This window comes from Variovorax sp. GW823-FHT02B07 (assembly GCF_058797695.1).
The window spans coordinates 42,234-66,348 of record NZ_JBXAJX010000012.1 but is presented as its reverse complement, the minus strand read 5'-3'; the positions used below and the strand labels follow the sequence as shown (position 1 = coordinate 66,348).

At 69.0% G+C, this 24,115-nt stretch carries 25 protein-coding genes; 16 read left to right on the top strand and 9 right to left on the bottom strand.

The genetic code is table 11. The features are described 5' to 3' along the window. The first annotated feature begins 19 nt into the window (after positions 1 to 19). From AC1RGU_RS30560 to AC1RGU_RS30540, 5 genes are all read left to right on the top strand, one after another. Entirely contained in the window at positions 20 to 400 is a 381-nt protein-coding gene (locus tag AC1RGU_RS30560; protein WP_062472780.1) for a translation initiation factor Sui1, read from the top strand. Between the two features lie 8 nt (positions 401 to 408). Beyond that, positions 409 to 645, top strand: a complete 237-nt coding sequence (locus tag AC1RGU_RS30555; RefSeq protein WP_056584018.1) for a DUF3820 family protein — start codon at positions 409 to 411, stop codon at positions 643 to 645. A gap of 182 nt (positions 646 to 827) precedes the next feature. After that, positions 828 to 1,232: an RNA-binding regulator gene (rbp, locus tag AC1RGU_RS30550; RefSeq protein ID WP_492700227.1), complete on the top strand. Its 405-nt coding sequence runs from the start codon at positions 828 to 830 to the stop codon at positions 1,230 to 1,232. A 245-nt stretch (positions 1,233 to 1,477) separates the two neighbouring features. Beyond that, on the top strand, positions 1,478 to 1,966 hold the full coding sequence (locus AC1RGU_RS30545) for a tripartite tricarboxylate transporter TctB family protein (protein ID WP_062472776.1): 489 nt from the start codon (positions 1,478 to 1,480) through the stop codon (positions 1,964 to 1,966). Between the two features lie 13 nt (positions 1,967 to 1,979). Next, positions 1,980 to 3,491, top strand: coding sequence for a tripartite tricarboxylate transporter permease (locus AC1RGU_RS30540; protein ID WP_139703961.1), 1,512 nt, complete (start codon positions 1,980 to 1,982; stop codon positions 3,489 to 3,491). Between the two features lie 47 nt (positions 3,492 to 3,538). On the opposite strand, the gene AC1RGU_RS30535 is transcribed toward AC1RGU_RS30540, so the two are convergent. Next, a complete protein-coding gene (locus AC1RGU_RS30535) occupies positions 3,539 to 4,297 on the bottom strand; it encodes a sulfite exporter TauE/SafE family protein (protein ID WP_070063465.1) in 759 nt (252 codons plus the stop codon). Positions 4,298 to 4,717: 420 nt separating this feature from the next. Between AC1RGU_RS30535 and AC1RGU_RS30530 the strand changes: the two genes are divergently transcribed. Next, positions 4,718 to 5,956: an ammonium transporter gene (locus tag AC1RGU_RS30530; RefSeq protein WP_307589442.1), complete on the top strand. Its 1,239-nt coding sequence runs from the start codon at positions 4,718 to 4,720 to the stop codon at positions 5,954 to 5,956. Between the two features lie 18 nt (positions 5,957 to 5,974). After that, on the top strand, positions 5,975 to 6,277 hold the full coding sequence (locus AC1RGU_RS30525; protein ID WP_082818034.1) for a hypothetical protein: 303 nt from the start codon (positions 5,975 to 5,977) through the stop codon (positions 6,275 to 6,277). 7 nt (positions 6,278 to 6,284) lie between these two features. On the opposite strand, the gene AC1RGU_RS30520 is transcribed toward AC1RGU_RS30525, so the two are convergent. The 4 genes from AC1RGU_RS30520 to amaB form a co-directional block, all read right to left on the bottom strand. Then, a complete protein-coding gene (locus AC1RGU_RS30520; protein ID WP_492700224.1) occupies positions 6,285 to 7,958 on the bottom strand; it encodes a thiamine pyrophosphate-binding protein in 1,674 nt (557 codons plus the stop codon). A 28-nt stretch (positions 7,959 to 7,986) separates the two neighbouring features. Beyond that, positions 7,987 to 9,204 carry a pyridoxal phosphate-dependent aminotransferase gene (locus tag AC1RGU_RS30515; protein ID WP_492700222.1) on the bottom strand — a complete coding sequence of 406 codons (1,218 nt, stop codon included), beginning with the start codon at positions 9,202 to 9,204 and terminating at the stop codon, positions 7,987 to 7,989. Then, positions 9,201 to 10,109, bottom strand: coding sequence for an amino acid ABC transporter substrate-binding protein (locus AC1RGU_RS30510; protein WP_095743237.1), 909 nt, complete (start codon positions 10,107 to 10,109; stop codon positions 9,201 to 9,203). Before AC1RGU_RS30510 ends, AC1RGU_RS30515 begins: the two co-directional genes overlap by 4 nt. Positions 10,110 to 10,209: 100 nt before the next feature. After that, positions 10,210 to 11,748 carry an L-piperidine-6-carboxylate dehydrogenase gene (amaB, locus tag AC1RGU_RS30505; protein WP_492700219.1) on the bottom strand — a complete coding sequence of 513 codons (1,539 nt, stop codon included), beginning with the start codon at positions 11,746 to 11,748 and terminating at the stop codon, positions 10,210 to 10,212. A 181-nt stretch (positions 11,749 to 11,929) separates the two neighbouring features. Between amaB and AC1RGU_RS30500 the strand changes: the two genes are divergently transcribed. Beyond that, a complete protein-coding gene (locus AC1RGU_RS30500) occupies positions 11,930 to 12,205 on the top strand; it encodes a GIY-YIG nuclease family protein (RefSeq protein ID WP_062472759.1) in 276 nt (91 codons plus the stop codon). 301 nt (positions 12,206 to 12,506) lie between these two features. Here the strand turns inward: AC1RGU_RS30500 and AC1RGU_RS30495 are convergent, their stop codons facing one another. Both AC1RGU_RS30495 and AC1RGU_RS30490 read right to left on the bottom strand, forming a co-directional pair. Continuing rightward, positions 12,507 to 14,141, bottom strand: coding sequence for a GMC family oxidoreductase (locus AC1RGU_RS30495; protein WP_492700217.1), 1,635 nt, complete (start codon positions 14,139 to 14,141; stop codon positions 12,507 to 12,509). Between the two features lie 71 nt (positions 14,142 to 14,212). Then, on the bottom strand, positions 14,213 to 15,730 hold the full coding sequence (locus tag AC1RGU_RS30490) for a CoA-acylating methylmalonate-semialdehyde dehydrogenase (protein ID WP_492700215.1): 1,518 nt from the start codon (positions 15,728 to 15,730) through the stop codon (positions 14,213 to 14,215). An 86-nt stretch (positions 15,731 to 15,816) separates the two neighbouring features. Here AC1RGU_RS30490 and AC1RGU_RS30485 point away from each other — a divergent pair, with 86 nt between their 5' ends. From AC1RGU_RS30485 to AC1RGU_RS30455, 7 genes are all read left to right on the top strand, one after another. Beyond that, entirely contained in the window at positions 15,817 to 16,734 is a 918-nt protein-coding gene (locus AC1RGU_RS30485; protein ID WP_492700213.1) for a LysR family transcriptional regulator, read from the top strand. Positions 16,735 to 16,867: 133 nt separating this feature from the next. After that, positions 16,868 to 18,040 carry an MlaE family ABC transporter permease gene (locus AC1RGU_RS30480; RefSeq protein WP_070063474.1) on the top strand — a complete coding sequence of 391 codons (1,173 nt, stop codon included), beginning with the start codon at positions 16,868 to 16,870 and terminating at the stop codon, positions 18,038 to 18,040. Continuing rightward, complete coding sequence (locus AC1RGU_RS30475; RefSeq protein WP_492700211.1) at positions 18,037 to 18,891, top strand: ABC transporter ATP-binding protein; 855 nt, start codon at positions 18,037 to 18,039, stop codon at positions 18,889 to 18,891. The genes AC1RGU_RS30480 and AC1RGU_RS30475 overlap by 4 nt, the downstream gene beginning before the upstream one ends. A gap of 8 nt (positions 18,892 to 18,899) precedes the next feature. Next, a complete protein-coding gene (locus AC1RGU_RS30470) occupies positions 18,900 to 19,856 on the top strand; it encodes an MlaD family protein (protein ID WP_369630928.1) in 957 nt (318 codons plus the stop codon). A 23-nt stretch (positions 19,857 to 19,879) separates the two neighbouring features. After that, a complete protein-coding gene (locus AC1RGU_RS30465; protein WP_492700209.1) occupies positions 19,880 to 20,569 on the top strand; it encodes an ABC-type transport auxiliary lipoprotein family protein in 690 nt (229 codons plus the stop codon). A gap of 40 nt (positions 20,570 to 20,609) precedes the next feature. Next, complete coding sequence (locus AC1RGU_RS30460) at positions 20,610 to 20,831, top strand: hypothetical protein (protein ID WP_070063477.1); 222 nt, start codon at positions 20,610 to 20,612, stop codon at positions 20,829 to 20,831. 16 nt (positions 20,832 to 20,847) lie between these two features. Continuing rightward, positions 20,848 to 21,342 (top strand): GFA family protein, encoded by a 495-nt coding sequence (locus AC1RGU_RS30455; RefSeq protein ID WP_492700207.1) that lies wholly within the window; start codon positions 20,848 to 20,850, stop codon positions 21,340 to 21,342. Between the two features lie 4 nt (positions 21,343 to 21,346). On the opposite strand, the gene AC1RGU_RS30450 is transcribed toward AC1RGU_RS30455, so the two are convergent. Both AC1RGU_RS30450 and AC1RGU_RS30445 read right to left on the bottom strand, forming a co-directional pair. Continuing rightward, on the bottom strand, positions 21,347 to 22,120 hold the full coding sequence (locus AC1RGU_RS30450) for an SIR2 family NAD-dependent protein deacylase (protein ID WP_095743229.1): 774 nt from the start codon (positions 22,118 to 22,120) through the stop codon (positions 21,347 to 21,349). After that, positions 22,117 to 22,980 (bottom strand): IclR family transcriptional regulator, encoded by an 864-nt coding sequence (locus AC1RGU_RS30445; RefSeq protein ID WP_492700250.1) that lies wholly within the window; start codon positions 22,978 to 22,980, stop codon positions 22,117 to 22,119. The genes AC1RGU_RS30450 and AC1RGU_RS30445 overlap by 4 nt, the downstream gene beginning before the upstream one ends. A gap of 149 nt (positions 22,981 to 23,129) precedes the next feature. Between AC1RGU_RS30445 and AC1RGU_RS30440 the strand changes: the two genes are divergently transcribed. Further along, the gene (locus tag AC1RGU_RS30440) at positions 23,130 to 24,089 is read left to right on the top strand and encodes an MBL fold metallo-hydrolase (RefSeq protein ID WP_492700204.1); all 960 of its coding nucleotides are present in this window, start codon (positions 23,130 to 23,132) and stop codon (positions 24,087 to 24,089) included. Positions 24,090 to 24,115: the final 26 nt, after the last annotated feature.

Here is a 24,115-nt window from a genome sequence, read left to right as displayed (position 1 = left end):
CGAAAGAAAGACGGATCGAATGGGAACGATGAAGAACAGCCGCACCGGCAGCACGCTGGTGTACTCCACCGAGGCGGGCGGGCGCATGTGCCCCGACTGCGGCGCCCCGATGGCGCAATGCCGCTGCAAGGAACTCGCGAAGGCCCGCACGGCGGCCACGGACGGCATTGTCCGCGTATCGCACGAGACCAAGGGCCGAAAGGGCAAGGGCGTGACCGTGGTCAAGGGCCTGCCGCTCGACGCGGCGGCGCTGGCGGCCGTGGGCAAGCAGCTGAAAGCGGCCTGCGGCACGGGCGGCACGGTGAAGGATGGCACCGTGGAAATCCAGGGCGATCACCGCGAGGTCGTCATCGCCGCCCTCGTGAAGCAGGGCCACACGGTCAAGCGCGCGGGCGGCTGAAAGCGCGCATGAACCCCGAAGACCTGCAGCGCCTGGTGACGCTCGAAATGCCTTTTGGCAAGCACAAGGGCACGCTGATTGCCGATTTGCCCGGAAATTACCTGACCTGGTTTGCGCGCGAGGGTTTTCCCGCGGGAGAAATTGGCCGGCTGCTCGCTTTGATGCATGAAATAGACCACAACGGCCTGTCCGACCTCCTGAAACCGTTGCGAAACCGCCCGTCGGGTCGGAATGTTTCTCGATAACACAAGATTTCCCCCCTTTTTTCGGAAATCGGGCCGGATAATCCGGCTCACGTGTCTGCGAGCTTCGGCTCCCGTGCACGTAATTTGGTGATCGGTCAGTTTCGCGCCACAGCGCATTAGTTTGTTGTGATTCTGGGACTCCATCGCTTTGTGTTTTTTTGGTTTGAATTAGGAGTCCCTCCATGGGCAAGAAACTTTACGTGGGCAACCTCGCCTACTCCGTGCGTGACAACGACCTGGAACAGGCTTTCGGCGAGTTCGGCTCGATCGTCAGCGCCAAGGTCATGATGGAACGTGACACCGGCCGTTCGAAGGGCTTCGGCTTCGTCGAAATGGGCACGGACGCTGAAGCACTCGCAGCTGTCGAAGGCATGAACGGCGCATCGCTGCAGGGCCGCGCCCTGACGGTGAACGAAGCCCGTCCGATGGAAGCACGTCCCCCCCGCACCGGCGGTGGTGGCGGCTACGGCGGTGGTGGCGGCGGCTACGGTGGTGGTGGCGGCGGCGGCGGTTACGGCGGCGGCGGTGGCGGCCGTAGCGGTGGCGGCGGTGGTTACGGCGGCGGCGGTGGCCGCGGCGGCTACTAAGCCCTCCCCCACACACTCATGAGCGCCTCGGCGCTCTGAATGAATAAAAAGCTCCTTCGGGAGCTTTTTTCGTTTCTGGCCCCACAACCCGCCCGCCCCCTTCGGGGAACAGCGACACGAAGTGCGCGAAGCCTGGGGGAGAAGCCCGTACTTTCCCTGTAAGCATTTGTCCGTACCGCGCTGGTCAGCCGACGGTCAGCCGCTGGCGACGACCCTCGTCCCTTCGAAAACAGAGGGTCGAGACAATGAAAATCAAGAGACAGGCGGACTTCTTCTCAGGAGTCATGTTCGCCGCCGTCGGTGGCGCGTTCGCCATCGGCGCCACCACCTACACCATCGGCGACGGCGCCCGCATGGGGCCGGGGTACTTTCCGCTGATGCTGGGCATCCTGCTGGCGCTGCTGGGCGCGCTGATCATGTTCCAGGCCATGGTGGTCGAGAGCGCCGACGGCGACAAGATCGGCAAATGGGCCTGGAAGCCGCTGGCCTTCGTGCTCGGCGCCAACCTGGCCTTCGGCGTGCTGCTGGGTGGCCTGCCCAGCGTCGGGCTGCCGGCGATGGGCATGATCATCGCGATCTACGCGCTCACGATCATCTCGAGCATGGCGGGCGAGCACTTCAAGCTGCGCGACGTGCTGGTGCTGGCGACCATCCTGGCGGCCGGCAGCTATGTGGCCTTCATCTGGGCGCTCAAGCTCCAGATCCAGGTCTGGCCCACCTTCATTTCGGGCTGAGGAGCACACCGCCATGGAACTGTTCCACAACCTGGCGACCGGCTTCGGCGTCGCCTTCACCTTCACCAACCTGCTGTACTGCCTGGTCGGCTGCATTCTGGGCACGCTGATCGGCGTGCTGCCGGGCATCGGCCCGGTTGCGACGATCGCGATGCTGCTGCCCGCCACCTACGCGCTGCCGCCCGTGTCGGCGCTGATCATGCTGGCCGGCATCTACTACGGCGCCCAGTACGGCGGCTCGACCACGGCCATCCTGGTGAACCTGCCCGGGGAGTCGTCCTCGGTGGTCACCTGCATCGACGGCTACCAGATGGCAAGGCAGGGCCGCGCAGGCCCCGCGCTGGCCGCGGCCGGCCTGGGCTCGTTCTTCGCGGGCTGCGTCGGCACCTTGATCCTGGCCGCCTTCGCGCCGCCGCTGACCGAGTTGGCCTTCAAGTTCGGCCCGGCCGAGTACTTCTCCCTGATGGTGCTGGGCCTGATCGGCGCGGTGGTGCTGGCCTCGGGCTCGCTGCTCAAGGCGGTGGCGATGATCGTGCTGGGCCTGCTGCTGGGCATCGTGGGCACCGACGTGAATTCGGGCGTGGCGCGCTTCAGCTTCGACATTCCCGAGCTCACCGACGGCATCGGCTTCGTGGTGATCGCCATGGGCGTGTTCGGCTACGGCGAAATCATCGGCAACCTCTCGCAGCCCGACGACGAGCGCGAGGTGTTCACGCACAAGGTCAAGGGCCTGTGGCCCACCAAGGACGACTTCAAGCGCATGACGCCCGCCGTGCTGCGCGGCACGGCGCTGGGTTCGGCCCTGGGCATCCTGCCGGGCGGCGGTGCGCTGCTGGCGGCCTTCGCGGCCTACGCGCTGGAAAAGAAGATCAAGATGCGCCCCGGCGAAGTCGCCTTCGGCAAGGGCAACATCCGCGGCGTGGCCTCGCCCGAGTCGGCCAACAACGCCGGCGCGCAGACCTCCTTCATTCCGCTCCTGACGCTGGGCATTCCGCCCAACGCCGTGATGGCGCTGATGGTGGGCGCGATGACGATCCACAACATCCAGCCCGGCCCGCAGGTGATGACCAGCAACCCGGAGCTCTTCTGGGGCCTGATCGCCTCGATGTGGATCGGCAACGCGATGCTGATCATCCTGAACCTGCCGCTGATCGGCATGTGGATCAAGCTCCTGACGGTGCCCTACAAGTTCCTGTTCCCGGCGATCGTGCTGTTCTGCGCGATCGGCGTGTACTCGACCAACAACAACACCTTCGACGTGTGGATGGTGGCGATCTTCGGCTTCATCGGCTACCTGTTCCTGAAGCTGCGCACCGAGCCGGCCCCGCTGCTGCTGGGCTTCATCCTCGGGCCGATGATGGAAGAGAACCTGCGGCGCGCGCTGCTGCTGTCGCGCGGTGCCTGGAGCGTGTTCGTCACGCGGCCGCTGTCGGCGGGCCTGCTGATCGCTGCAGCCTTGCTGCTGGCCATCGTGCTGTTGCCCGCGATCAAGGCGAAGCGCGAAGAGGCCTTTGTCGAAGACTGACCTCGGCACCCCGAAAAAAAGCCCCTGGCCAGACGCCAGGGGCTTTTTTATTTCAGGAACGCGTCGTAAGCGGTTTTCAGGATCAGCGCACTCACCACCACGATGAACACGATCCGCACGAAGCCCGCCCCGTGCTTCAGCGCCACGCGCGTGCCGACCAGGCTGCCGGCCACGTTGGCCACGGCCATCACCAGCCCGTAGTGCCACCAGACGTGGCCCTTGGCGGCCAGCAGGATCAGCGCGGCGGCGTTGGTCAGCGTGTTGATGACCTTGGCCGAGGCCGAGGCGTTGAGGAAGTCGTAGCCCATCCAGCGCACGAACAAAAACACCAGGAAGCTGCCCGTGCCCGGCCCGAAGAAGCCGTCGTAGAAACCGATGGTCAGGCCGATGGTGCTGGCCGCCAGCGTCTCGGCGCGGCCGCTGAAGCGCGGTGCGTGCAGCCGGCCCATGTCCTTGCGTGCCAGCGTGTAGACCAGCACGCCCAGCAGGATGACCGGCAGCGCCCGGCGCAGGAAGTCGCCCGGGAAGACCGTGACGGTCCAGGCGCCGAGCATCGAGCCGCCGAAGCCCAGCAGCGCGGCCGGCCACATCGCGCCCCAGCGCATCTGCACCCGCTGGCTGAACTGGGCCGCCGAGGCCGCCGTACCCCAGATGGACGCGCTCTTGTTGGTGCCCAGCAGCGTGGCGGGCGGCGCGCCCGGAAACACCGCAAAGAGGGCCGGCACCAGGATCAACCCGCCGCCGCCCACGATCGCATCGATAAAACCCGCGAGCAGTGAGGCGCCCGTGACCACCAGCATTTCCATGCGGGCGATTGTCTCACCGGAATCGCTATCGAAACGATAGCTGTGGTGGCCGGTACCGGCTGGCCAGGAGGCTTGTTTGGCTTGGAGGAAAGCGCCTGCATTCGCGCTGCGAACAGGCAAAAAAAAAGCGCCGACCAGCGGCGCTTTTCAAATATCAGACAGGCATCTCGTACGGAGCCTTTGAAGAATGTTCTTGTTGATCGATCGGAAGCTTGTCTCCTCGGACCCTCGGCAGTACGAGCAGGGCCCGTCGCGAGTGCGCAGATTGTGCAAGCGCGCACCCGCCCGGTGCATTAGGAATTACCCGCTTCGTGTTACTTCGACCCTCCGGTTGGGAAACCAAAGTGTTTCAGTCAGTTAACAAGATGGCATGACTCGTGCACACAGGCCTCTTGTCCACCACTCCAAGAAGAAACGGTCATGGCCCTGCTGGCACCCCAAGCCTCCCTGAACGCGGCCGACACCGCCTGGATGATGACCTCGACCGCGCTGGTGCTGCTGATGACGCTGCCCGGCATCGCGCTCTTCTATGCCGGCATGGTGCGGCGCAAGAACGTGCTGGCGACCATGGCCGGGGTGGTGGCGATCGCCGCGGTGGTCTCGCTGACCTGGTTCGCGCTCGGTTACTCGCTGGCTTTCACGCCCGGCTGGCCCTGGCTGGGCAAGCTCTCGCGCATCGGTTTTTCCGGCTTCGAGTACCTGAAGGAGGCCGGCCAGGTGGCCGTGAGCCACGTGGCGCCGAACGTGCCGGAATCGGTCTACGCCATGTTCCAGCTGAGCTTCGCGATCATCACCACCGCGCTGGTGCTCGGCGCTTTTGTCGAGCGCATGCGCTTCTCGGCGCTGCTGTGGTTCGCGCTGCTGTGGAGCGTGCTCGTGTACGCGCCGGTCGCGCACTGGGTGTGGGAGCCGGGCGGCTGGCTCGCGCAGATGGGTGCGCTCGACTTCGCGGGCGGCTCGGTGGTGCACGTCAACGCGGGCATCGCGGGGCTGGTGTGCGCCTATGCGCTCGGGCCGCGCCGGGGCTACGGGCGCGAGGCCTTCGAGCCCTACAGCCTGGCGCTCACCATGACGGGCGCGGGCCTGCTGTGGGTGGGCTGGTTCGGCTTCAATGCCGGCTCGGCGGTGGCGGCCGACGGGCGCGCCGGCCTGGCCATGCTGGTGACGCACATCGCGGCGGCGGCTGGCGCCATGAGCTGGATGGTCGGCGAATGGATCGTGCGCCGCAGCCCGTCGCTCTTGGGCCTGTGCTCCGGCCTCGTGGCGGGGCTGGTGGCGATCACGCCGGCGGCCGGCTTCGTCACGCCGCTGTCGGCGCTGGCCATCGGCGCCATCGCCGGGCTGGCCTGCTACTGGGGCGCCACGGGCCTGAAGCACCTGCTCGGTGCGGACGACTCGCTCGACGTGTTCGGCGTGCACGGCATCGGCGGCATCGTGGGCGCGCTGCTCACGGGCGTGTTCGCCGACCCGCGCATCTCGGGCGCGGCGGGCAATGTGCTGACGCAGGCCATCGCGGTCGCCAGCGTGGCGATCTACAGCGCGGCCGGCACGGCCATCGTGTTGTTCCTGGTGCATGTGCTGGTCGGATTGCGCGTCGACCCCGAGAGCGAACTGGTGGGCCTCGATCTTGCTCAGCATCGTGAACACCTGGGAGCCTGACCACCCGAGGGAGACGCCATGCCATCCATGTCCGAAAGCGAACGCATCGCGCTTGCAGCACGCCTTCACGTGGCGCTGCGGCGAAAGCACGGGCGCGTGACCGACACCGAATGGATGGCCACCAACGCCGAGTACGCCGCCGAGATCGTGCGCATGACGCGCCAGCACGCCGCCGAGACGAAAGACGACGAACTCGACCAGCTCGCCACGCGGCTCGAGCAGGCCATGGAACCGCTGGCCCGCGCCGCGCGCTTGGCGGCGCGCCAGCCCGACGGCCTGCCGCCCACGCCGCCGCCGCGCTATGTCGGCGGGCTGCGCTGACGACGCCTCAGTTCGCGGCCAGCGCCGCCTTGCGGATCGACGCCAGCGTGCTCGCGGGCGTGATCGCCTCCGGGTCCAGCAGGCAATGCAGGATCGCCGGCTTGCCGCTGGCACGCGCACGCGCCAATGCAGGGCCGAATTCTTCCGTCGTGGTCACGCGCTCGCCGTGGCCGCCGAACACCTCGGCGTAGCCGCGGAAGTCGGGGTTCTTCAGCTGCGTGGCGCTGATGCGGCCGGGGTAGTGCTTTTCCTGGTGCATGCGGATCGTGCCGTACATGCCGTTGTCCAGCAGCACGACGAGGATGGGCAGGCCGTACTGCACGGCAGTGGCGAACTCCTGGCCGTGCATCATGAAATCGCCGTCGCCCGCGAACACGACCACCTCGCGTTCGGGCCACAGCCGCTTGGCGCCGACGCCGGCGGGCAGACCGTAGCCCATCGAGCCGCTGGTCGGTGCGAGCTGGCTCGCGAACGCGCGGAACGGCCAGAAGCGGTGCACCCAGGTCGCGAAGTTGCCCGCGCCGTTGCAGAAGATGGTGTCGGCCGGCAGCACCTCGCGCAGGTGCTGCATGACCTCGCCCATCTGCAGCGGGCCGGGAATGCGGATCGCGGCCGGGTCGCTCCAGCGCAGGAAGTCTTCGCGCGCCGTCTTCGTCTCGGCCTGCCACACGGGCGGTGACGCCGGACGCAACGCGGACACCGCTTCGGCAAACGCCTGCGGCGTGGCGTGGATGCCCTGCGTCGGGCGGTAGAGCTTGCCGAGCTCGTCGGCATCGGCGTGCACGTGCACCAGCGCCTGCTTCGGCTGCGGGATCGCGAACAGCTCATAGCCTTGCGACGGCACTTCCGACAGGCGCCCGCCCACCAGCAACACGAGGTCCGCATCGCGGATGCGCGCCAGCATGCGCGGATTCGCGCCGAGCCCCAGGTCGCCCGCATAGCTGGGGTGCTCGGCGGACATCAGCATCTGGCGGCGGAACGAGCAGTACACGGGCAGCGAATACGCCTCGGCGAACTTCGCGAACTGCTGCGTCGCGGCCTCGGACCAGCGACTGCCGCCCAGGATGGCGACGGGCCGCTGCGCTTGCGACAAGCGCTGCTGCAGCTCGGTCAGTTGCGCCGCGCCGGGATAGGTTTCGGTCACGGCATACGGCAGCGCATCGGCCACCACGGCGGCTTCGGTCAGCATGTCTTCGGGCAGCGCGATCACCACCGGACCGGGCCGGCCCGAGGTCGCGACATGGAAGGCGCGCGACACCAGCTCGGGCACGCGCGCCGGATCGTCGATCTGCACGACCCACTTGGCCATCGTGCCGAAGACCGCGCTGTAGTCCAGCTCCTGGAAGGCTTCGCGGCCCATCGCGTCGCGCGCGACCTGGCCGACGAACAGCAGGAGCGGCGTCGAATCCTGGTGCGCGATGTGCACGCCCGCCGCCGCGTTGGTGGCGCCGGGGCCGCGCGTGACGAAGCAGATGCCGGGCTGGCCCGTGAGCTTGCCCTGCGCCTCGGCCATCATCGTCGCGCCGCCTTCCTGCCGGCACACCGTCACGTCGATCGATGCGTCGTGCAGCGCGTCGAGCACGGCCAGGAAGCTTTCTCCGGGCACGCAGAAGAGCTGCCGGACGCCGTGGGTGATGAGCTGGTCGACCAGGATCTGGCCGCCGGTGCGGGAGGAAGTCATGAGGGTTCCAGTGGAATGAAGAGGAGGGTCAGGAGAGCGCGGCGCAGGCGGCGGCGATGCGCGCACAGGCCTCTTCGAGCTGCGCCATCGACGTCGCATACGAGATGCGGAAATACGGCGCGAGCCCGAACACGCTGCCCGGCACCACCGCCACCTCGAAGTCCTGCAGCAGGTAGCGGCAGAAGTCGCTGTCGGTCTGCAGCAGCGCGCCGCTGGCAGTGCGCTTGCCGAGCACGCCCGCGCAACTTGCGAAGGTGTAGAAAGCGCCCTCGGGCACGCGGCAGTGCAGGCCCGGCGTGCGGTTGAGCGCGGCCACGACGACATCGCGGCGCTGTTGAAAGGATGCGCAGCGCTCGGCCACGATGCCCTGCGGGCCGGTGAGCGCCTCGATCGCCGCGGCCTGGCTCACCGACGACGGGCACGAGGTCGACTGGCTCTGCACCACGGCCATCGCGGCGATCAGCGGGCGCGGTCCTGCGCCGTAGCCGACGCGCCAGCCGGTCATCGCATAAGCCTTCGACACGCCGTTCACCGTGAGCGTGCGTTCGCGCAAGCGCGGTTCGACAGCCACCGGCGTTGCGAACGCGAGGCCGTCGTAGAGGATGTGTTCGTAGATGTCGTCCGCCAGCACCCAGACGTGGGGGTTGTCGAGCAGCACGTCGGTGATCGGCTTCAGTTGCGCCGCGCTGTAGGCCGCACCGCTCGGGTTCGACGGCGAGTTGAGAAACAGCCAGCGCGTGCGCGGCGTGATGGCGGCCTGCAGCTGCGCTGCCGTCAGCCGAAAGCCGTTCTCCTCGCCGCACGCCACCGACACCGGCACGCCGCCGCAGATCTGCACGATGTCCGCGTACGAAGTCCAGTACGGCGCGGGCAGGATCACTTCGTCGCCCGGGTTCAGGCTCGCCATCAGCGCGTTGAAGATCACCTGCTTGGCGCCCGCGCTCACGCTGATTTCGTCGAGCGCGAAGTCCAGCGCGTTGTCGCGCTTGAACTTCAGCTGCACCGCCGCCCTCATCGCCGGGCTGCCGTCGAGCACCGTGTAGCGCGTGTCGCCGCGCGCAATGGCCTGCGAGGCCGCATGCCGGATGTTCTCGGGCGTGTCGAAGTCGGGCTCGCCCGCGCCCAGCACGATCACCGGGCGGCCGGCGCGCTTGAGCGCCTGCGCGTGATCGGTGATGCGCAGGATCTCCGAGACCTGGATGGCGCGCACGCGTTGCGCCGGCGAGAACACGGCGGCGTCCGTCACTTGGCGTAGGCTTCCAGCGGCTTGTCGTTGGGCTCGAGCAGCAGCTGCTTGAGCGCGGGGCTCATCGGCAGGTTGAGGCTGGTGTTCTTCGGCGGGATCGCGGCCACGAACCACTTGGTGTAGATCTTCTCGAGCTCGCCGCTCTTCATGAGCTTGCGCAGCGAATCGTCCACCGCGGCCTTGAAGGCCGGGTCGTCCTTGCGGAACAGCAGCGCGATCGGTTCGGAGCCCAGCGCCTCGCCGGTGATGCGGTAGGCCGTGGGGTTCTTCGAGTTCGCGATGATGCCGGCGAGCAGGTTGTCGTCGAGCACGAAGGCATCGGCGCGGCCCGACTCCATGAGCAGGAAGCTTTCCAGGTGGTCCTTGCCGAGCATGGTGTTGTACGAGACGTTCTGTGCGCGCTCGCGCTTGCGCAGCAGCTGCACGGCGGTGGTGCCGGTCGAGGCCGACACGTTGCGGCCCGCGAGCTGGTCGAGCGTGGTGATGCCCGAATCGACCTTGGTCGCCATGCGCACTTCGCTCACGTACGTGGTGAGCGCGAAGGCCACCTGCTGCTGGCGCGCGGTGTTGTTGGTGGTGGGGCCGCAGCCGATGTCCAGCGTGCCGTTCTGCACCAGCGGGATGGTGTTCTGCGCGGTCACGGCCATGTACTCGAGCTTGGCGTTGGGCGTGATGTCCTTCAGCACGCGCTCGCAGAGTTCGACGTGGTAGCCCACGTACTTCTCGCCCGCGCCCAGCATGTAGGCCATGGGCGGCGAGGCTTCGCGCACGCCGAGCACGACCTTGCCGCTCGCCTTGATCTTGTCGAGCGTGCCGCCGGTGGGCGCCTGCTGCGCGGTGGCGGTGGTGCCGAAGGCGAGCGCAAGCAGCGCGGCGGTGGCGAGGGTCTTCAGTTGCATCTTCATCTTTGCTGTCTCCTGGTGGTTTTTCTGGGGGGATAGGCGCGGCCGCTGCCTGGCCGCTGCGGCGAAATGCCGCGCGGCAGGCACCACGGGCCGGGGTTGTTCAGTCGCCGATGTCGAAGGTCACGCCCTGCGCGAGGGGGAGTGCCGTCGAGTAGTTGATGGTGTTGGTGGCGCGGCGCATGTAGGCCTTCCAGCTGTCCGAGCCCGCTTCGCGTCCGCCGCCGGTTTCCTTCTCGCCACCGAAGGCGCCGCCGATCTCGGCGCCGCTCGGGCCGATGTTGACGTTGGCGATGCCGCAGTCGGAACCCGCGCTGGACATGAAGCGCTCGGCCTCGCGCACGTTGAGCGTGAAGATCGACGACGACAGGCCCGCGCCCACTGCGTTGTGCCACTCGATGGCTTCGTCAAGCGAGCTGTAGCGCACCACATAGAGGATGGGCGCGAAGGTCTCGCGCAGCACCGGGCCGGCGTGCGACTTCAGCTCCACCAGCGCCGGGCGCACATAGAACGCGTCCTGCGTGCCGATGCCCTCGACGCGCTGGCCGCCGTGCACCGTGGCGCCGGTCTCGCGGCTTTCGTTCAGGGCCTTCTGCATGCCGTCGAAGGCCGCGCGGTCGATCAGTGGACCGACCAGCGTGCCGGCCTCGCGCGGGTCGCCCACCTGCACGTTGCCGTAGACCTTCACGAGCTTGGGCACCAGCTGGTCGTACACGCTCTCGTGCACGAACAGGCGCCGCAGCGTGGTGCAGCGCTGGCCCGCCGTGCCCATGGCCGCGAAGGCGATGCCGCGCAGCGCGAGGTCCAGGTCGGCCGAGGGCGTGACGATGGCGGCGTTGTTGCCACCCAGTTCGAGGATCGCGCGGGCGAAGCGCGCCGCCAGCTTCGGCCCGACCTGCCGGCCCATCGCCGTGGAGCCGGTGGCCGAGAGGATCGGCACGCGGGGGTCGTCGACCAGCACCTCGCCGATGTCGCGCGGGCCCAGCAGCAAACCGAGCAGGCCTTCGGGCGCGTCGCCGAAGCGTTCGATGGCGCGCTGCGCGATGGCGTGCACGGCCAGCGCGGTGAGCGGTGTTTTCTCTGAAGGCTTCCACACCACCGGGTCGCCGCACACCAGCGCGAGCGCCGCGTTCCACGACCACACGGCCACGGGAAAGTTGAAGGCCGAGATCACGCCGCACACGCCCAGCGGATGCCAGGTTTCCATCATCCGGTGCTCGGCGCGCTCGGTGGCCAGCGTGAGGCCGTAGAGCTGGCGCGAGAGGCCGACCGCGAAGTCGCAGATGTCGATCATTTCCTGCACCTCGCCCGCGCCCTCGGACGGGATCTTGCCGGCCTCCAGCGTGACGAGGCGGCCCAGGTCGCGCTTGGCGGCGCGCAGCTCTTCGCCCAGCAGGCGCACCAGCTCGCCACGGCGCGGCGCCGGCACCAGGCGCCAGGCCTTGAAGGCCTCGTGCGCGCGGCCGATGGCGCCGGTGGCTTCCACCGCCGTGGTCTGCGGCACCTGCGCGATCACCTCGCCGCTGACCGGCGAGCGCACCGTGAGCTCGCCGCGGGTGTGGGCGGTGCGGGGCACGCCCAGGCGATGCAGCAGTTGTTCGACCTCGGCGGGGAGGGACACGGGGGTCTGGGCTTCTGGCATGGACGCTCCAGGGAGAAGGAAGGACAGAAGAAGAAATGCGACAGCAGGAACGGGCCAATATGTGCGAAACCCGCGCCCTTGCCTAGCGAAAAATTGGAAGGACTTGGTGCGTTTTGCGAATGAACTTCGTGGCAACACCTTCGTTCGACGCACGATAAGCGCCTGCCCGCACAATGCGCGCGTGCCCCGAAAACCGCCCGATCCCTCGCCGCCCCCACCCTATTGGCTCTACCTGCTGGAATGCGAAGGCGGCGTGTACTACGCGGGCATCGCGCTCGACGTGGAGCAGCGCTTCTTCCAGCATGTCTTCGGGCTGGGCGCCAAGTTCACGCGCGCGCGCCCGCCGCAGCGCGTGCTGGCCGCGCGCCAGTACCCCGACAAGGGCGCCGCGCTGCGGGCGGAGATCGCGCTCAAGGCGCTGCCTCGCGCGCGCAAGCTGGCGTTCTTCGACAGTTAGCCACCCGCCGCAGGCGACCTGCACAGCATCACCGGCAGACACTGCAGATAGCGCACGGCGCCGGCCAGCCCTGCGCCGTGGGCTGGAGGAGCAGGCGGCACCGCCCGATGCGGAAATCCGGCAGCAGGCGCTCGATGCCGCCGCGGCCTCGCGCCCGCTGCTGGCCGAGGCCTTCGCCAGCTACCGCAAGGCCGGCCCCGACGCGATGTTCGAGGTCGGCGTGGACCTCATGCTCGAAGGCGCGAAGGCGCGCCTGGCGGCTGACACCCAGCGCAGCGCCAAGCCGCGCCGCTGAGCCGGCTCAGCGGTTGCGGTTGTCTTCCAGGATCCAGCCCGCCGCCTTCTCCGCCATCATCAGCGTCGGGCTGTTGGTGTTGCCGCTCGTGATGGTGGGCATCGCGCCCGCATCGACCACGCGCAGGCCGTGCACGCCGCGCACGCGCAGGCGCGCATCGAGCACCGCCATCGGGTCGCCGTCGGCGCCCATCTTCGTGGTGCCGACCGGGTGGAAGATGGTGGTGGCGATGTCGCCGGCCAACCGCGCGAGGTCGTCGTCGGTCTGGTACTGCACGCCGGGCTTCCACTCCTGCGGCTTGTACTTGGCGAGCGCGGGCTGCTGCGCGATGCGGCGCGTCACGCGCAGCGAATCGGCCGCCACCTTGCGGTCTTCCTCGGTGCTCAGGTAGTTGGGCGCAATGGCGGGCGCGTCTTCGAAACGCGCGCTCTTGATGTGCACCGTGCCCCGGCTCGTCGGGTTCAGGTTGCACACGCTCGCGGTGAAGGCCGGGAAGCTGTGCAGCGGCTCGCCGAAGGCGTCGAGCGACAGCGGCTGCACGTGGTACTGGATGTTGGGCCACGCGCGGTCGGGCGAGCTGCGCGTGAAGGCGCCGAGCTGCGACGGCGCCATGCTCATCGGGCCGCTGCGCTTGAGCAGGTATTCGAGGCCGATCTTCGCCTTGCCGACCAGCGACGAGGCCAGCACGTTGAGCGTGGGCGCGCCCTCGATCTTGTAGACCGCGCGGATCTGCAGGTGGTCCTGCAGGTTGGCGCCGACGCCGGGCGCGTCCAGCGCCACGTCGATGCCGTGCTGGCGCAGCAGCTCGGCCGGGCCGACGCCCGACAGCTGCAGGATCTGCGGCGAGCCGATGGCGCCCGCGCTCAGGATCACTTCGCACTCGGCGTGCGCCGTGGTCATCTCGGTGCCGTCCCACACCTGCGCGCCGGTGCAGCGTTTCGTGCCGTCGGGCAACGTCTCGAACAGCAGGCGCGACACCTGCGCGCCGGTCCACAGTTCGAAGTTGGGGCGGCCGTAGCAGGTGGGCCGCAGGAAGGCCTTGGCGGTGTTCCAGCGCCAGCCGTTCTTCTGGTTGACCTGGAAGTAGCCCACGCCTTCGTTGCTGCCGCGGTTGAAGTCGGCGGTGTGCGGCACGCCGGCCTGCACGGCCGCGTCGGCAAAGGCATCGAGGATGTCCCAGCGCAGCCGCTGCTTCTCGACACGCCACTCACCGCCCGCGCCGTGCATCTCGTCGGCGCCCAGGTAGAAGTCTTCGTGCTTGCGGAAGGCCGGCAGCACGTTCTCCCAGCGCCAGCCTTCGTCGCCCGTGAGCTCAGCCCAGTGCTCGTAGTCGCGCGACTGGCCGCGCATGTAGATCATGCCGTTGATGCTGGAGCAGCCGCCCAGCGTCTTGCCACGCGGATAGCGCAGCGTGCGGCCGTTGAGGCCCGCGTCGGGCTCGGTGTTGTAGAGCCAGTCGGTGCGCGGGTTGCCGATGCAGTACAGGTAACCCACCGGAATGTGGATCCAGTGGTAATCGTCCTTGCGGCCGGCCTCGATGAGCAGCACGCGCTTGGTCTTGTCGGCGCTCAGCCGGTTGGCGATGAGCGAGCCGGCGGTGCCGGCGCCGATGATGATGTAGTCGAAGGTGGTGTCGCTCATGGCGGCTGGCTTTTTGTCTCTCGTTGTTCTTCGGATGCGAAGCGCCGCGCGTGCGGCGCCCCCTTTTACCTTTACTTCGCTGTCGGCATCACGAACTCGGCGCCCTTGCCGATGCTCTCGGGCCAGCGCTGCATGATCGACTTCTGCTTCGTATAGAAGCGCACGCCCTCTTCGCCATACGCGTGCATGTCGCCGAACAGGCTCTTCTTCCAGCCGCCGAAGCCGTGCCAGGCCATCGGCACCGGGATCGGCACGTTGATGCCGACCATGCCGACCTGGATGCGGCGGCCGAACTCGCGCGCCACGTTGCCGTCGCGCGTGAAGCAGCTCACGCCATTGCCGAACTCGTGCGCGTTGATGAGGTCGACGGCTTCCTTGAAGGTCGCGACGCGCAGGCAGCCCAGCACGGGGCCGAAGATCTCTTCCTTGTAGATGCGCATCTCGGGCGTGACGTGGTCGAACAGCGTGCCGCCCATCCAGAAGCCGTCGCCGCAGCCTTCGCCCGCCTTGTTGCCGTCGAAGCTGCGGCCGTCGACCAGCAGCTTCGCGCCTTCCTTCTCGCCCTGCGCGATGTAGCCGGTGATGCGCTCGTGCGCGGCGCGCGTGACGATCGGGCCCATCTCGGCCGCGAGGTTGGTGCCGTTGAGCACCTTCAGCGTCTTCGTGCGCTCGACGAGCTTGGGCAGCAGCCGGTCGGCCACGTCGCCCACCAGCACCGCGACGCTGATCGCCATGCAGCGCTCGCCGGCCGAGCCGTAGCCGGCGCCGATGAGGGCGTCCACGGCCTGGTCGATGTCGGCGTCGGGCATGACGACCATGTGGTTCTTCGCGCCGCCCAGCGCCTGCACGCGCTTGCCGTGGCGCGCGCCGGTTTCGTAGATGTAGTTGGCGATGGGCGTGGAGCCCACGAAGCTGATCGCCTTGACGTCGGGGTGCTCCAGCAGCGCGTCGACCGCGGCCTTGTCGCCCTGCACCACGTTGAACACGCCGTCGGGCAGGCCGGCCTTCTTGAGCAGCTCGGCCATCAACAGCGACGGGCTCGGGTCGGTCGGGCTGGGCTTGAGCACGAAGGTGTTGCCCGCGGCGATGGCCACCGGGAACATCCACATCGGCACCATCACCGGGAAGTTGAAGGGCGTGATGCCGGCCACAACGCCCAGCGGCTGGCGCAGCGTCCAGTTGTCGATGCCGGTGCTCACCTGGTCGGTGAAGTCGCCCTTGAGCAACTGCGGAATGCCGCAGGCGAACTCGACGATGTCGATGCCGCGGCTGACCTCGCCCTGTGCGTCGGTGAACACCTTGCCGTGCTCGGCGGTGATGAGGTGGGCGAGCTCGTCCTTGTGCTGGTTGAGCAGCTCGAGGAACTTGAACATGACGCGCGCCCGGCGGATCGGCGGCGTGTCGGCCCAGGCCGGGAACGCGGCCTGCGCGGCGGCCACGGCGGCCCCCACCTGGGCGGCGTCGGCCAGGCCGACCTTGCCGGTGACGGCACCGGTGGCGGGGTTGGTCACGTCCTGCGTGCGGCCGGAGGTGTTGGCGGCGGGGGCGCCGGCGATGTGGTGATCGATATTTCGGGTGCTGATGGGCATGTGCGGGTCTCCTGAAGGCAATTTGGCCCAATCCACGAAGAGAAAGCCAATGAATTCGCGTCGATGGCGCTATAAATCAGTCTTATATGACTACGTCATCGATGGACCTCCAGATTCTGCGCGCCTTCATCCTGGCGGCGCGCGAGGGCAACGTCTCGCGCGCCGCCGAAAAGCTGCACCTGACGCAGCCCGCGGTGAGCCTGCAGCTCAAGCGTTTCGCGGAAGAAACCGGGCTGGTGCTGTTCACCCGCACGCCGCACGGGCTGGCGCTCACGGCCGACGGCGCGGCCATGCTGCCGCAGGCCGAGCGCGTGCTGGCGGCCGTGGGCGACCTGCAGCAGGCCGCGCGCAACCTGCAGGTCACGGTGCGCGGGGCGCTGCGCATCGGCACCATCCTCGACCCCGAGTTCACGCGGCTGGGCGTGTTCCTGCGCGAGCTGGTCGAGGCCGCGCCGCAGATCGAGACCGAGCTGCGCCACGGCATGAGCGGCAGCGTGCTGGCGCAGGTGCTGCGCGGCGAGCTCGACGTGGGTTTTCACCTCGACCCGGGCAATCCGGACGACGCACCCGACGACGCCGCCCCGGCGCCGCTGGCGGTGCGCACGCTCACCCGCTTCAGCTACCGCGTGGTCGCACCGGCCGGCTGGGGCCCGCAGGTGCTGGGACGCGACTGGAAGGCGCTGGCCGCCCTGCCCTGGCTGGCCACGCCGCCCGAGTCGGCGCACCACCGGCTGCTGGAGCGCGTGTTCGGCCCGCTCGGCCTGGCGCCCCGGCGCGTGGCGCTGGTCGACCAGGAGGCCTCGATGCTCGACCTGCTGAAGTCAGGCGTGGGCCTGAGCCTGGTGCGCGACTCGATCGCCATCCGCGAAAGCCAGGCCCACGGCCTCGTGCTGGCCGACCGCGTGCGGCTGGATTGCGCGCTGCGTTTCGTCTCGCTGGCCGCGCGGCGCGACGAGCCCGTGATCGCCAGCGCCTGGGATGCGCTGGCCCGGGCCTGGAGCTGAAGATTGGCTGAAAAAAACGGCGTCTGGCCCTACGCAAACGAAGGGCCAGACGCACACAAGCCCCGGATGCACGCGGTTACGATGCGCGCTCTCGCTTGGACCTTTGTTTACGTTTTGTCCCGCACCTTTGCCCATGTCGCCCACCCCGTCGCCCGCTGACGCCCCCGCCACCGACGACGCCTTCGCGCCGCCGCGCGCGCAGACGCAGGACGTGGACGGCCGCACCTGGGCCGTGGCCAGCGGTTGCTGGACCACGCTGGCGATGTCGACGCGCCCGGCCTGGGAGGCGCTGGCCAAAGACCTCGCGGCGCTGCCGCCCGCGGACGACCGGGCCTGGGACCTGCGCCCCATCGGCCAGCTCGACCACATCGGCGCCCAGCTGCTGTGGGAACACTGGCGCCAGGCCTGGCCGGCCACGATCGAGCTGTCGCCGCAGCACCAGGCGGTGCTCGACCAGGTGGCGAAGTTCACGGTGGCCACGCCCGACGAGCCACCCAAATCGCTGAGCGACCGGCTGCACGCACTGGCCCACCACGGCCCGCGCGCGATGGTCGTGCTGCGCGACTTCGTCGGCCTCATCGGCCAGCTCGCGCTCGACCTGTGCACGCTGGCGCGCGCGCCGCACCGCGCGCCATGGCGCGACTTCTCGGGCCACCTCTATCAGTTCGGCGCCACGGCGCTGCACATCACGGCGCTGGTCGGCCTCTTGATCGGCGTGGTGCTGGCGTACCTGATCTCCCAGCAGCTGCGCAACTATGGCGCCGAGGCCTTCGTGGTGAACATCCTCGGGCTGTCGCTGATCCGCGAGCTCGGGCCGGTGCTGGCCGCCGTGCTGATCGCGGGCCGCTCGGGCTCGGCGATCACGGCGCAGATCGGCGTGATGCGCGTCACCGAAGAACTCGACGCGATGCGCGTGATGGGCATCCCGCACGGCTTCCGTCTCGTGATGCCGCGCGTGCTGGCGCTGGCCATCGCGATGCCGCTGATCAGCCTGTGGACCTCGATGGCGGCGCTGGCCGGCGGCATGCTCGCGGCCGATGCGGCGCTGGGCATTTCGCCGTCGTACTTCCTGTCGGCATTGCCGCGCGCGGTGCCCATCTCCAACCTCTGGCTGGCCCTGGCCAAGTCGGCGGTGTTCGGCGTGCTGATCGCGCTGATCGGCTGCTACTTCGGCATGAAGGTCAAGCCCAACACCGAGAGCCTGGGGCGCGGCACCACGTCGTCGGTCGTGACCTCGATCACCGCCGTGATCCTGGTCGATGCGCTCTTCGCAGTGCTCTTCAAGGGCATAGGATTCCGCGGATGAACGCCGCCGCGACATCCCCGTCGAGCACCGTGGTCGACATCCGCAAGCTCTGGACCGTGTTCAAGAGCCCCGATGGCGAACAGGTGGTGCACCGCGACCTCGACCTGCACCTTGACCGCGGCGAGGTGCTGTCGCTGGTCGGCGGCTCGGGCACCGGCAAGACGGTGCTGCTGCGCCAGATCCTCGGGCTGCAGAAACCCACGAAGGGCGCGGTCGAGGTGCTGGGCCGGGCGCCGGGCGAACTCAGCGCGGCCGGCGCGGCCAACGTGGGCATGCTGTTCCAGCACGGTGCGCTGTTCTCGGCCTTCAGCGTGCTGGAGAACATCGCCTTTCCGCTGCGCGAACTCAAGCTGCTGCCCGACGAGCTGATCCGCAACGCCGCGCTCGTGAAGCTGCAGATGGTGGGGCTGGAGCCGCAGCATGCGAACAAGAGCCCGTCGGACCTGTCGGGCGGCATGATCAAGCGCGTGGCGCTCGCGCGCGCGCTCATCATGGACCCGCCGCTGCTGCTGCTGGACGAGCCCACGGCCGGCCTCGACCCCGAAGCCTCCGACAGTTTCTGCGACCTGCTGCGCGGCCTGCACCGCGAGTTGGGCCTGACGGTCGTGATGGTCACGCACGACCTGGACACCCTGTTCGACCTGAGCACCCGCATCGCGGTGCTGGCCGACCAGAAGGTGATCGTGAGCGGCACGGCGCGCGAAGTCATCGCCTACCCGCATCCCTTCATCCACGAATACTTTCTCGGCGGGCGCGGCCAGCGCGCCCTGGAGGCGCTGCACGACAAGCCCGCCGCCGGCAAAGCACCACCCGCGCCGCGGCCCGAGGCCGCGCGCGCTGACGAAAGGTAGGTCCCCTCATGGAAAACAAGGCCCATGCCCTCGCCGCCGGCGCCTTCGTGCTCGGCCTGATCGCCGCGCTCGTCGCGCTGGTGGTCTGGTTCACGCGCGACAACACCGTGCGCAACGTCTACGAACTCTCCACCCGCGACGCCGTGAGCGGCCTGCAGCCGCAGGCCCAGGTGCGCTACCGCGGCATCTCGGTCGGCAAGGTGACCTCGATCGATTTCGACCCCAAGACCAAGGGCAACGTGCGCGTGCGCATCACGGTCGATGAGCGCGTGCCGCTCACCACCTCCAGCTTTGCCACGCTGAGCTACCAGGGCGTGACCGGCCTGGCCTTCATCGCGCTGGACGACGAGGGCGAATCGACCGTCGCGCTCAAGCCGAACAACGACAACCCGCCGCGCATTCCGCTCAAGCCCTCGATGCTCGCGAAGCTGCAGGACCGCGGCGAGGAAATCATCGACCAGGTGGAAGAAGTGACCAAGCGCGCCAACGCGCTCTTGGCCGACGCGAACCAGAAGCGCGTGGCCGACGCGCTGGAGAACATCGCGGCCGCCTCGGCCAGCGCCAACACGCTGCTCAAGCAGCTCGACAACACCGTCAAGACCGGCCTGAACCCGACGCTGGCCGCCATGCCCGAGACGCTGTCGACGGTGAAGAAAGCGGCCGGCGACGTCTCGCGCGTGGCCAACAACTTCAACTCCACCGTGGGCCGGCTCAACGCACCCGACGGCCCGGTCGAGCGCCTGAGCGAGGGCACCAAGGCGCTGGCGCAGGCGGTCGACTCGTTCAACGCCGCCACCCTGCCGCGCGTGAACCGCGTGGCCGACGACACCGCCCACGCGGTGCGCCGCCTGGGCCGCGCGGCCGACAGCATCAACGACAACCCGCAATCGCTGCTGTTTGGCAACGGCGGCGCGGCCGCGGGCCCGGGCGAGCCCGGCTTCGTTGCGCCCGCCGCACGCCACTGACCGGGAGCAGACCAACCATGCGCATGAAGAACACCCTCCCCGCCCTCGCCAGCCTCGGCTGCGTGCTGCTGGTCGCCGGCTGCGGCATGCTGCCCGACAAGCCGGCGCGCGCCACGCTGTACGACTTCGGCCCCGGCCTTTCGGCCACGGCACCGGCCACCGCTGCCGCGCCGGCCACCGCGCTGCCGGCGCTGTCCCTCGCGGAGTTCGACAGCAACACGCGCCTGGACGGCACGCAGATCCTGTACCGCCTGGGTTATGCCGACGCCAACGAGCTGCGCCCCTACGGCCAGTCGCGCTGGAGCCTGCCGCCCGCGCAGCTGCTGCGCCAGCGGTTGCGCGACACGCTGGCCGAGCGCCGCACCGTGCTCGGCCCCGAAGAAAGCGCGACGCTCGCGCGCACCGAGGGCATCGTGCCCGACACGCTGCGCATCTCGCTCGACGAGTTCAGCCACTACTTCGACGCGCCGGCCAGCAGCACGGGCCTGGTGCGCCTGCGCGCCACGCTGGTCCGCAGCGCCACCGGCGGCGACCGCGTGATGGGCCAGCGGACCTTCACCGTGCGCCGCCCCGCCGCCAGCGCCGACGCGCCCGGCGGCGTGAAGGCGCTCATCGCGGCGAGCGACGCGGCCATGGCCGAGGTCGTGCAGTGGGTCGACCAGTTGCAGCAGCAGGAGCCGCCGCAGCCGCGTGTGGCGGCGCCACGGCGCTGAACGGCTTTTCATTCCAACCAACCCTGAGGAGACCCGTCCCATGAACGCAACGCGCATCGTCGGCATCCTGCTGGTCGTGGCCGGCATCGCCGGGCTCGGCCTGGGCGGCTTCAGCTTCACCAAGGAAACCCACCAAGCCAAGCTGGGCCCGCTGGAGTTCTCGGTGAAGGAAAAACAGACCATCAACATCCCGGCCTGGGCCGGCGTGGCGGCGATCGTGGTGGGCGGCGCGCTGGTGCTGCTGGGTGGCAAGAAGGGCTGAGCGCCCGACCACCGCCATGGCCGACGCCTTCGTGCCGCTGGAAGGCGGCTGCACCTGCCGGCAGGTGCGCTACCGCCTGAACGCCCCGCCGCTTTTCGTGCACTGCTGCCACTGCCGCTGGTGCCAGCGCGAGACGGGCTCGTCCTTCTCGCTCAATGCACTCATCGAACCCGAGCATGTGCAGGTGCTGCAGGGCGCGGTCGATCTGGTGCTCACGCCCTCGGCCAGCGGACGCGGCCAGAAGTACGCGCGCTGCCCGGCCTGCCATGTCGCGCTGTGGAGCCACTACGCCGGCGCCGGCGACGCCGTGAGCTTCATCCGCGTGGGCACGCTCGACACGCCCGACCGGCTGCCGCCGGACCTGCACATCTTCACGATGTCCAAGCAGCCGTGGGTGGTGCTGCCGCCCGGCGCACCGGCGGTGCACGAGTACTACGACCGCAAGGACTACTGGCCCGCCGAGAGCCTCGCGCGCTGGCGCGTGCTGCGCGAGAAGATGCGGGCCGGCTAGGACTTCAGTCGCCCGCCATCCCGGCGACCAACTTCGGCAACAGGTCTTCCGACGCCCCCCGCAACACCACTGCCGCCGCATCGTCCAGATGCGGCAGCGGCTCGATGTTCAGCGTGACCAGCCGCGCACCGCGCGCCATCGCCAGCTTGGGCAGTTCGGCCGCCGGGTAGACGATGGTGGTGCTGCCGACCACCAGGAACAGGTCGGACTCCTGCGCGGCCACCTGCGCGTCGAGCAGCACGCCGGCGTTCAGCATCTCGCCGAACATGACCACATCGGGCCGCGCGTGCGAGCCGCAGCGCAGGCAGCGATGGAAGGGCCAGGGGCCGCTGCGGTTGCCGCAGTGGTCGCAGCGCCAGCGGCGCAGCGAGCCGTGCAGCTCCAGCACGTCCTGGCCGCCGGCCTTGCCGAGCAGGCCGTCGACGTTCTGCGTGATGAGCCGGGTCGCGGGGCGCAGCCGCTGCAACTGCGCGAGCGCGAGGTGGCCGGGGTTGGGCGACGCGGTCTCGATCAGCGACAGGCGCTGGGCCCAGAACTTCGTGAAGCCGCCGGGGTCGCGCGCGAGGTCCTCGGCATGCGAGAACTTGAGCGCGTTCTGGCTCATCCAGAGACCGTCGGCGTCGCGGTAGGTCGGGATGCCCGAGGCCTTGGACAGCCCCGCGCCCGAGAAGACCACGATGCGGCGCGCACCGCGCAGCAGCGCCACGGTGCGGTCGATGCGCAGCGCGAGGTCGTCGGAAGAAGAGAAAGAAGACAAGGCGGAAGAAAACAGGGTCATCGATCGGAAACGGAGGGCACCACGGCGCCGGTGGCGCTCGCCCCCAAGCGCTGCGACACCGTGCCCGCGCAGGCCTTGAGCGCGCGCGCGATCTCGCCGTCCCAGGCGGTGTGGAAGATGCCGGCCGGGCCGATGGCGGTCACGGCCAGCACGATGGCGCCCGTGTGGTCGAACACGGGCGCGGCCATGGCGCTCACGCCCTCGATCACCTCGCCGTCGGAGCGGCTGATGCCGTGGTCGCGCACTTCCTGGCACTGGCGCTCGAAGTCGCTCCACGAGGGCAGCGGCTGCACCGGCGGCATGCCGGCCGGCGGCGCGGGCTCGGCGGCGCCCTTGCGCTGCTTCTGGCGCTGGCGCTCGTCCTCGAGCTGCGCGCGCACCACCCCCGGGTCGAGGTAGGCGGCAAAGACGCGGCCCGAGGCCGTGTTGGTGAGCGAGAACACCGTGCCGTGGCGCATGTTCACGTGCACCGGCGAGGGCGACTCGGCCGTGCGCACGATGGTCGCGCCGCGCGCGCCCCACACGGCCAGCGCCACCGTGTGGCCGATCTGCTGCGCGAGCTGGCCGATCAGCGGCGTGGCGATGTGCACCGGGTCGGCCTGCTGCAGGCTGATCAGCCCCAGTTGCAAGGCCAGCGGGCCGAGCAGATAGTGGCCGCTGGCGCGGTCCTGCTCGATGAGGCCCAGCCGGCCGAAGCTCACCATGTACGGGTGGGCCTTGGCGGCCGTCATGTCCGCTTCGCGGGCAAGGTCTTTGAGCGCCATCGGGCGGCCGTGGTGCACCAGCGCGCGCAGCAGCTGCCCGCCGACTTCGATGCTCTGGATGCCGCGCTGGGCGCGGTCGGTGTCAGTCGCTGCCATGGCCGCCTTGCCGTCTGGTTGTTCGTTCATGAAGAAGGCATTAGACATGAACTGATCTCGGGCTTACACTCCGCGCATTCGTTATCTGCAAACTCGTTCGCCTTAAACGAATCAGACGAATCCCAAAACCACCCCACCGGAGACACACGATGAGCCAAGCCAAGAAATTCGCCAGCCACGCCGACCTGGAAGAAAAGAAGATCACCTTCAGCCAGATCTCGGAGCACGCCTGGGCCTACACGGCCGAGGGCGACCCCAACACCGGAATCATCATCGGCGACGACTGCGTGCTGGTGGCCGACACCCAGGCCACGCCCGCCATGGCCGCCGACGTGGTGCGCCGCATCCGCGAAGTGACCGACAAGCCCATCAAGTACGTGGTGCTCACCCACTACCACGCGGTGCGCGTGCTGGGCGCGGCAGGCTACGGCGCCGAACACATCCTGGCCAGCCAGGACACGCGCGACCTGATCGTCGAGCGCGGCGAGGAAGACAAGGCCAGCGAAATCGGCCGCTTCCCGCGCCTGTTCCAGAACGTCGAGACGGTGCCCCCGGGCCTGACCTGGCCCACCATGACCTTCACCGGCAAGATGACGCTGTGGCTGGGCAAGCTCGAAGTGCAGCTGCTGCAGCTGGGCCGCGGCCACACCAAGGGCGACACCGTTGTCTGGCTGCCGCAGGAGCGCGCGCTGCTGTCGGGCGACCTGGTCGAGTTCGGCGCCACGCCGTACGCCGGCGACGCCTACTTCCAGGACTGGCCGCAGACGCTGGACAACATCGCCGCCCTGAAGCCCCTGGCCCTGGTGCCGGGCCGCGGCGCCGCGCTGACCACGCCCGAAGCCGTGGCCGAGGGCCTGAACGGCACGCGGGCATTCATTTCGGACGTGTACGCCAGCGTGCAGGAAGGCGTGAAGGCCGGGCGCGACCTGAACGCGGTCTACAAGGAAACCTACGCGAAGCTGCAGCCCAAGTACAAGCAGTGGGTCATCTTCGACCACTGCATGCCCTTCGACGTGAGCCGCGCCTACGACGAGGCCTCGGGCCACGCCGACCCGCGCGTGTGGACGGCGCAGCGCGACATCGACATGTGGAAGGCCCTGGAAGGCTGATCGCGCCGCGACCTTCCCCCGCGCGG

Excerpts from the sequence above, each read along its gene's own strand:
- AC1RGU_RS30530 (WP_307589442.1), top strand. The coding sequence starts at position 4,718 with ATGGCCCTGCTGGCACCCCAAGCCTCCCTGAACGCGGCCGACACCGCC.
- AC1RGU_RS30560 (WP_062472780.1), top strand. The coding sequence starts at position 20 with ATGGGAACGATGAAGAACAGCCGCACCGGCAGCACGCTGGTGTACTCC.
- amaB (WP_492700219.1), bottom strand. The coding sequence starts at position 11,748 with ATGCCAGAAGCCCAGACCCCCGTGTCCCTCCCCGCCGAGGTCGAACAA.
- AC1RGU_RS30475 (WP_492700211.1), top strand. The coding sequence starts at position 18,037 with ATGAACGCCGCCGCGACATCCCCGTCGAGCACCGTGGTCGACATCCGC.
- AC1RGU_RS30555 (WP_056584018.1), top strand. The coding sequence starts at position 409 with ATGAACCCCGAAGACCTGCAGCGCCTGGTGACGCTCGAAATGCCTTTT.
- AC1RGU_RS30540 (WP_139703961.1), top strand. The coding sequence starts at position 1,980 with ATGGAACTGTTCCACAACCTGGCGACCGGCTTCGGCGTCGCCTTCACC.
- AC1RGU_RS30460 (WP_070063477.1), top strand. The coding sequence starts at position 20,610 with ATGAACGCAACGCGCATCGTCGGCATCCTGCTGGTCGTGGCCGGCATC.
- AC1RGU_RS30450 (WP_095743229.1), bottom strand. The coding sequence starts at position 22,120 with ATGACCCTGTTTTCTTCCGCCTTGTCTTCTTTCTCTTCTTCCGACGAC.
- AC1RGU_RS30495 (WP_492700217.1), bottom strand. The coding sequence starts at position 14,141 with ATGAGCGACACCACCTTCGACTACATCATCATCGGCGCCGGCACCGCC.
- AC1RGU_RS30485 (WP_492700213.1), top strand. The coding sequence starts at position 15,817 with ATGACTACGTCATCGATGGACCTCCAGATTCTGCGCGCCTTCATCCTG.
- AC1RGU_RS30490 (WP_492700215.1), bottom strand. The coding sequence starts at position 15,730 with ATGCCCATCAGCACCCGAAATATCGATCACCACATCGCCGGCGCCCCC.
- AC1RGU_RS30520 (WP_492700224.1), bottom strand. The coding sequence starts at position 7,958 with ATGACTTCCTCCCGCACCGGCGGCCAGATCCTGGTCGACCAGCTCATC.
- rbp (WP_492700227.1), top strand. The coding sequence starts at position 828 with ATGGGCAAGAAACTTTACGTGGGCAACCTCGCCTACTCCGTGCGTGAC.
- AC1RGU_RS30510 (WP_095743237.1), bottom strand. The coding sequence starts at position 10,109 with ATGAAGATGCAACTGAAGACCCTCGCCACCGCCGCGCTGCTTGCGCTC.
- AC1RGU_RS30465 (WP_492700209.1), top strand. The coding sequence starts at position 19,880 with ATGAAGAACACCCTCCCCGCCCTCGCCAGCCTCGGCTGCGTGCTGCTG.
- AC1RGU_RS30525 (WP_082818034.1), top strand. The coding sequence starts at position 5,975 with ATGCCATCCATGTCCGAAAGCGAACGCATCGCGCTTGCAGCACGCCTT.
- AC1RGU_RS30545 (WP_062472776.1), top strand. The coding sequence starts at position 1,478 with ATGAAAATCAAGAGACAGGCGGACTTCTTCTCAGGAGTCATGTTCGCC.
- AC1RGU_RS30440 (WP_492700204.1), top strand. The coding sequence starts at position 23,130 with ATGAGCCAAGCCAAGAAATTCGCCAGCCACGCCGACCTGGAAGAAAAG.
- AC1RGU_RS30445 (WP_492700250.1), bottom strand. The coding sequence starts at position 22,980 with ATGGCAGCGACTGACACCGACCGCGCCCAGCGCGGCATCCAGAGCATC.
- AC1RGU_RS30480 (WP_070063474.1), top strand. The coding sequence starts at position 16,868 with ATGTCGCCCACCCCGTCGCCCGCTGACGCCCCCGCCACCGACGACGCC.
- AC1RGU_RS30535 (WP_070063465.1), bottom strand. The coding sequence starts at position 4,297 with ATGGAAATGCTGGTGGTCACGGGCGCCTCACTGCTCGCGGGTTTTATC.
- AC1RGU_RS30455 (WP_492700207.1), top strand. The coding sequence starts at position 20,848 with ATGGCCGACGCCTTCGTGCCGCTGGAAGGCGGCTGCACCTGCCGGCAG.
- AC1RGU_RS30470 (WP_369630928.1), top strand. The coding sequence starts at position 18,900 with ATGGAAAACAAGGCCCATGCCCTCGCCGCCGGCGCCTTCGTGCTCGGC.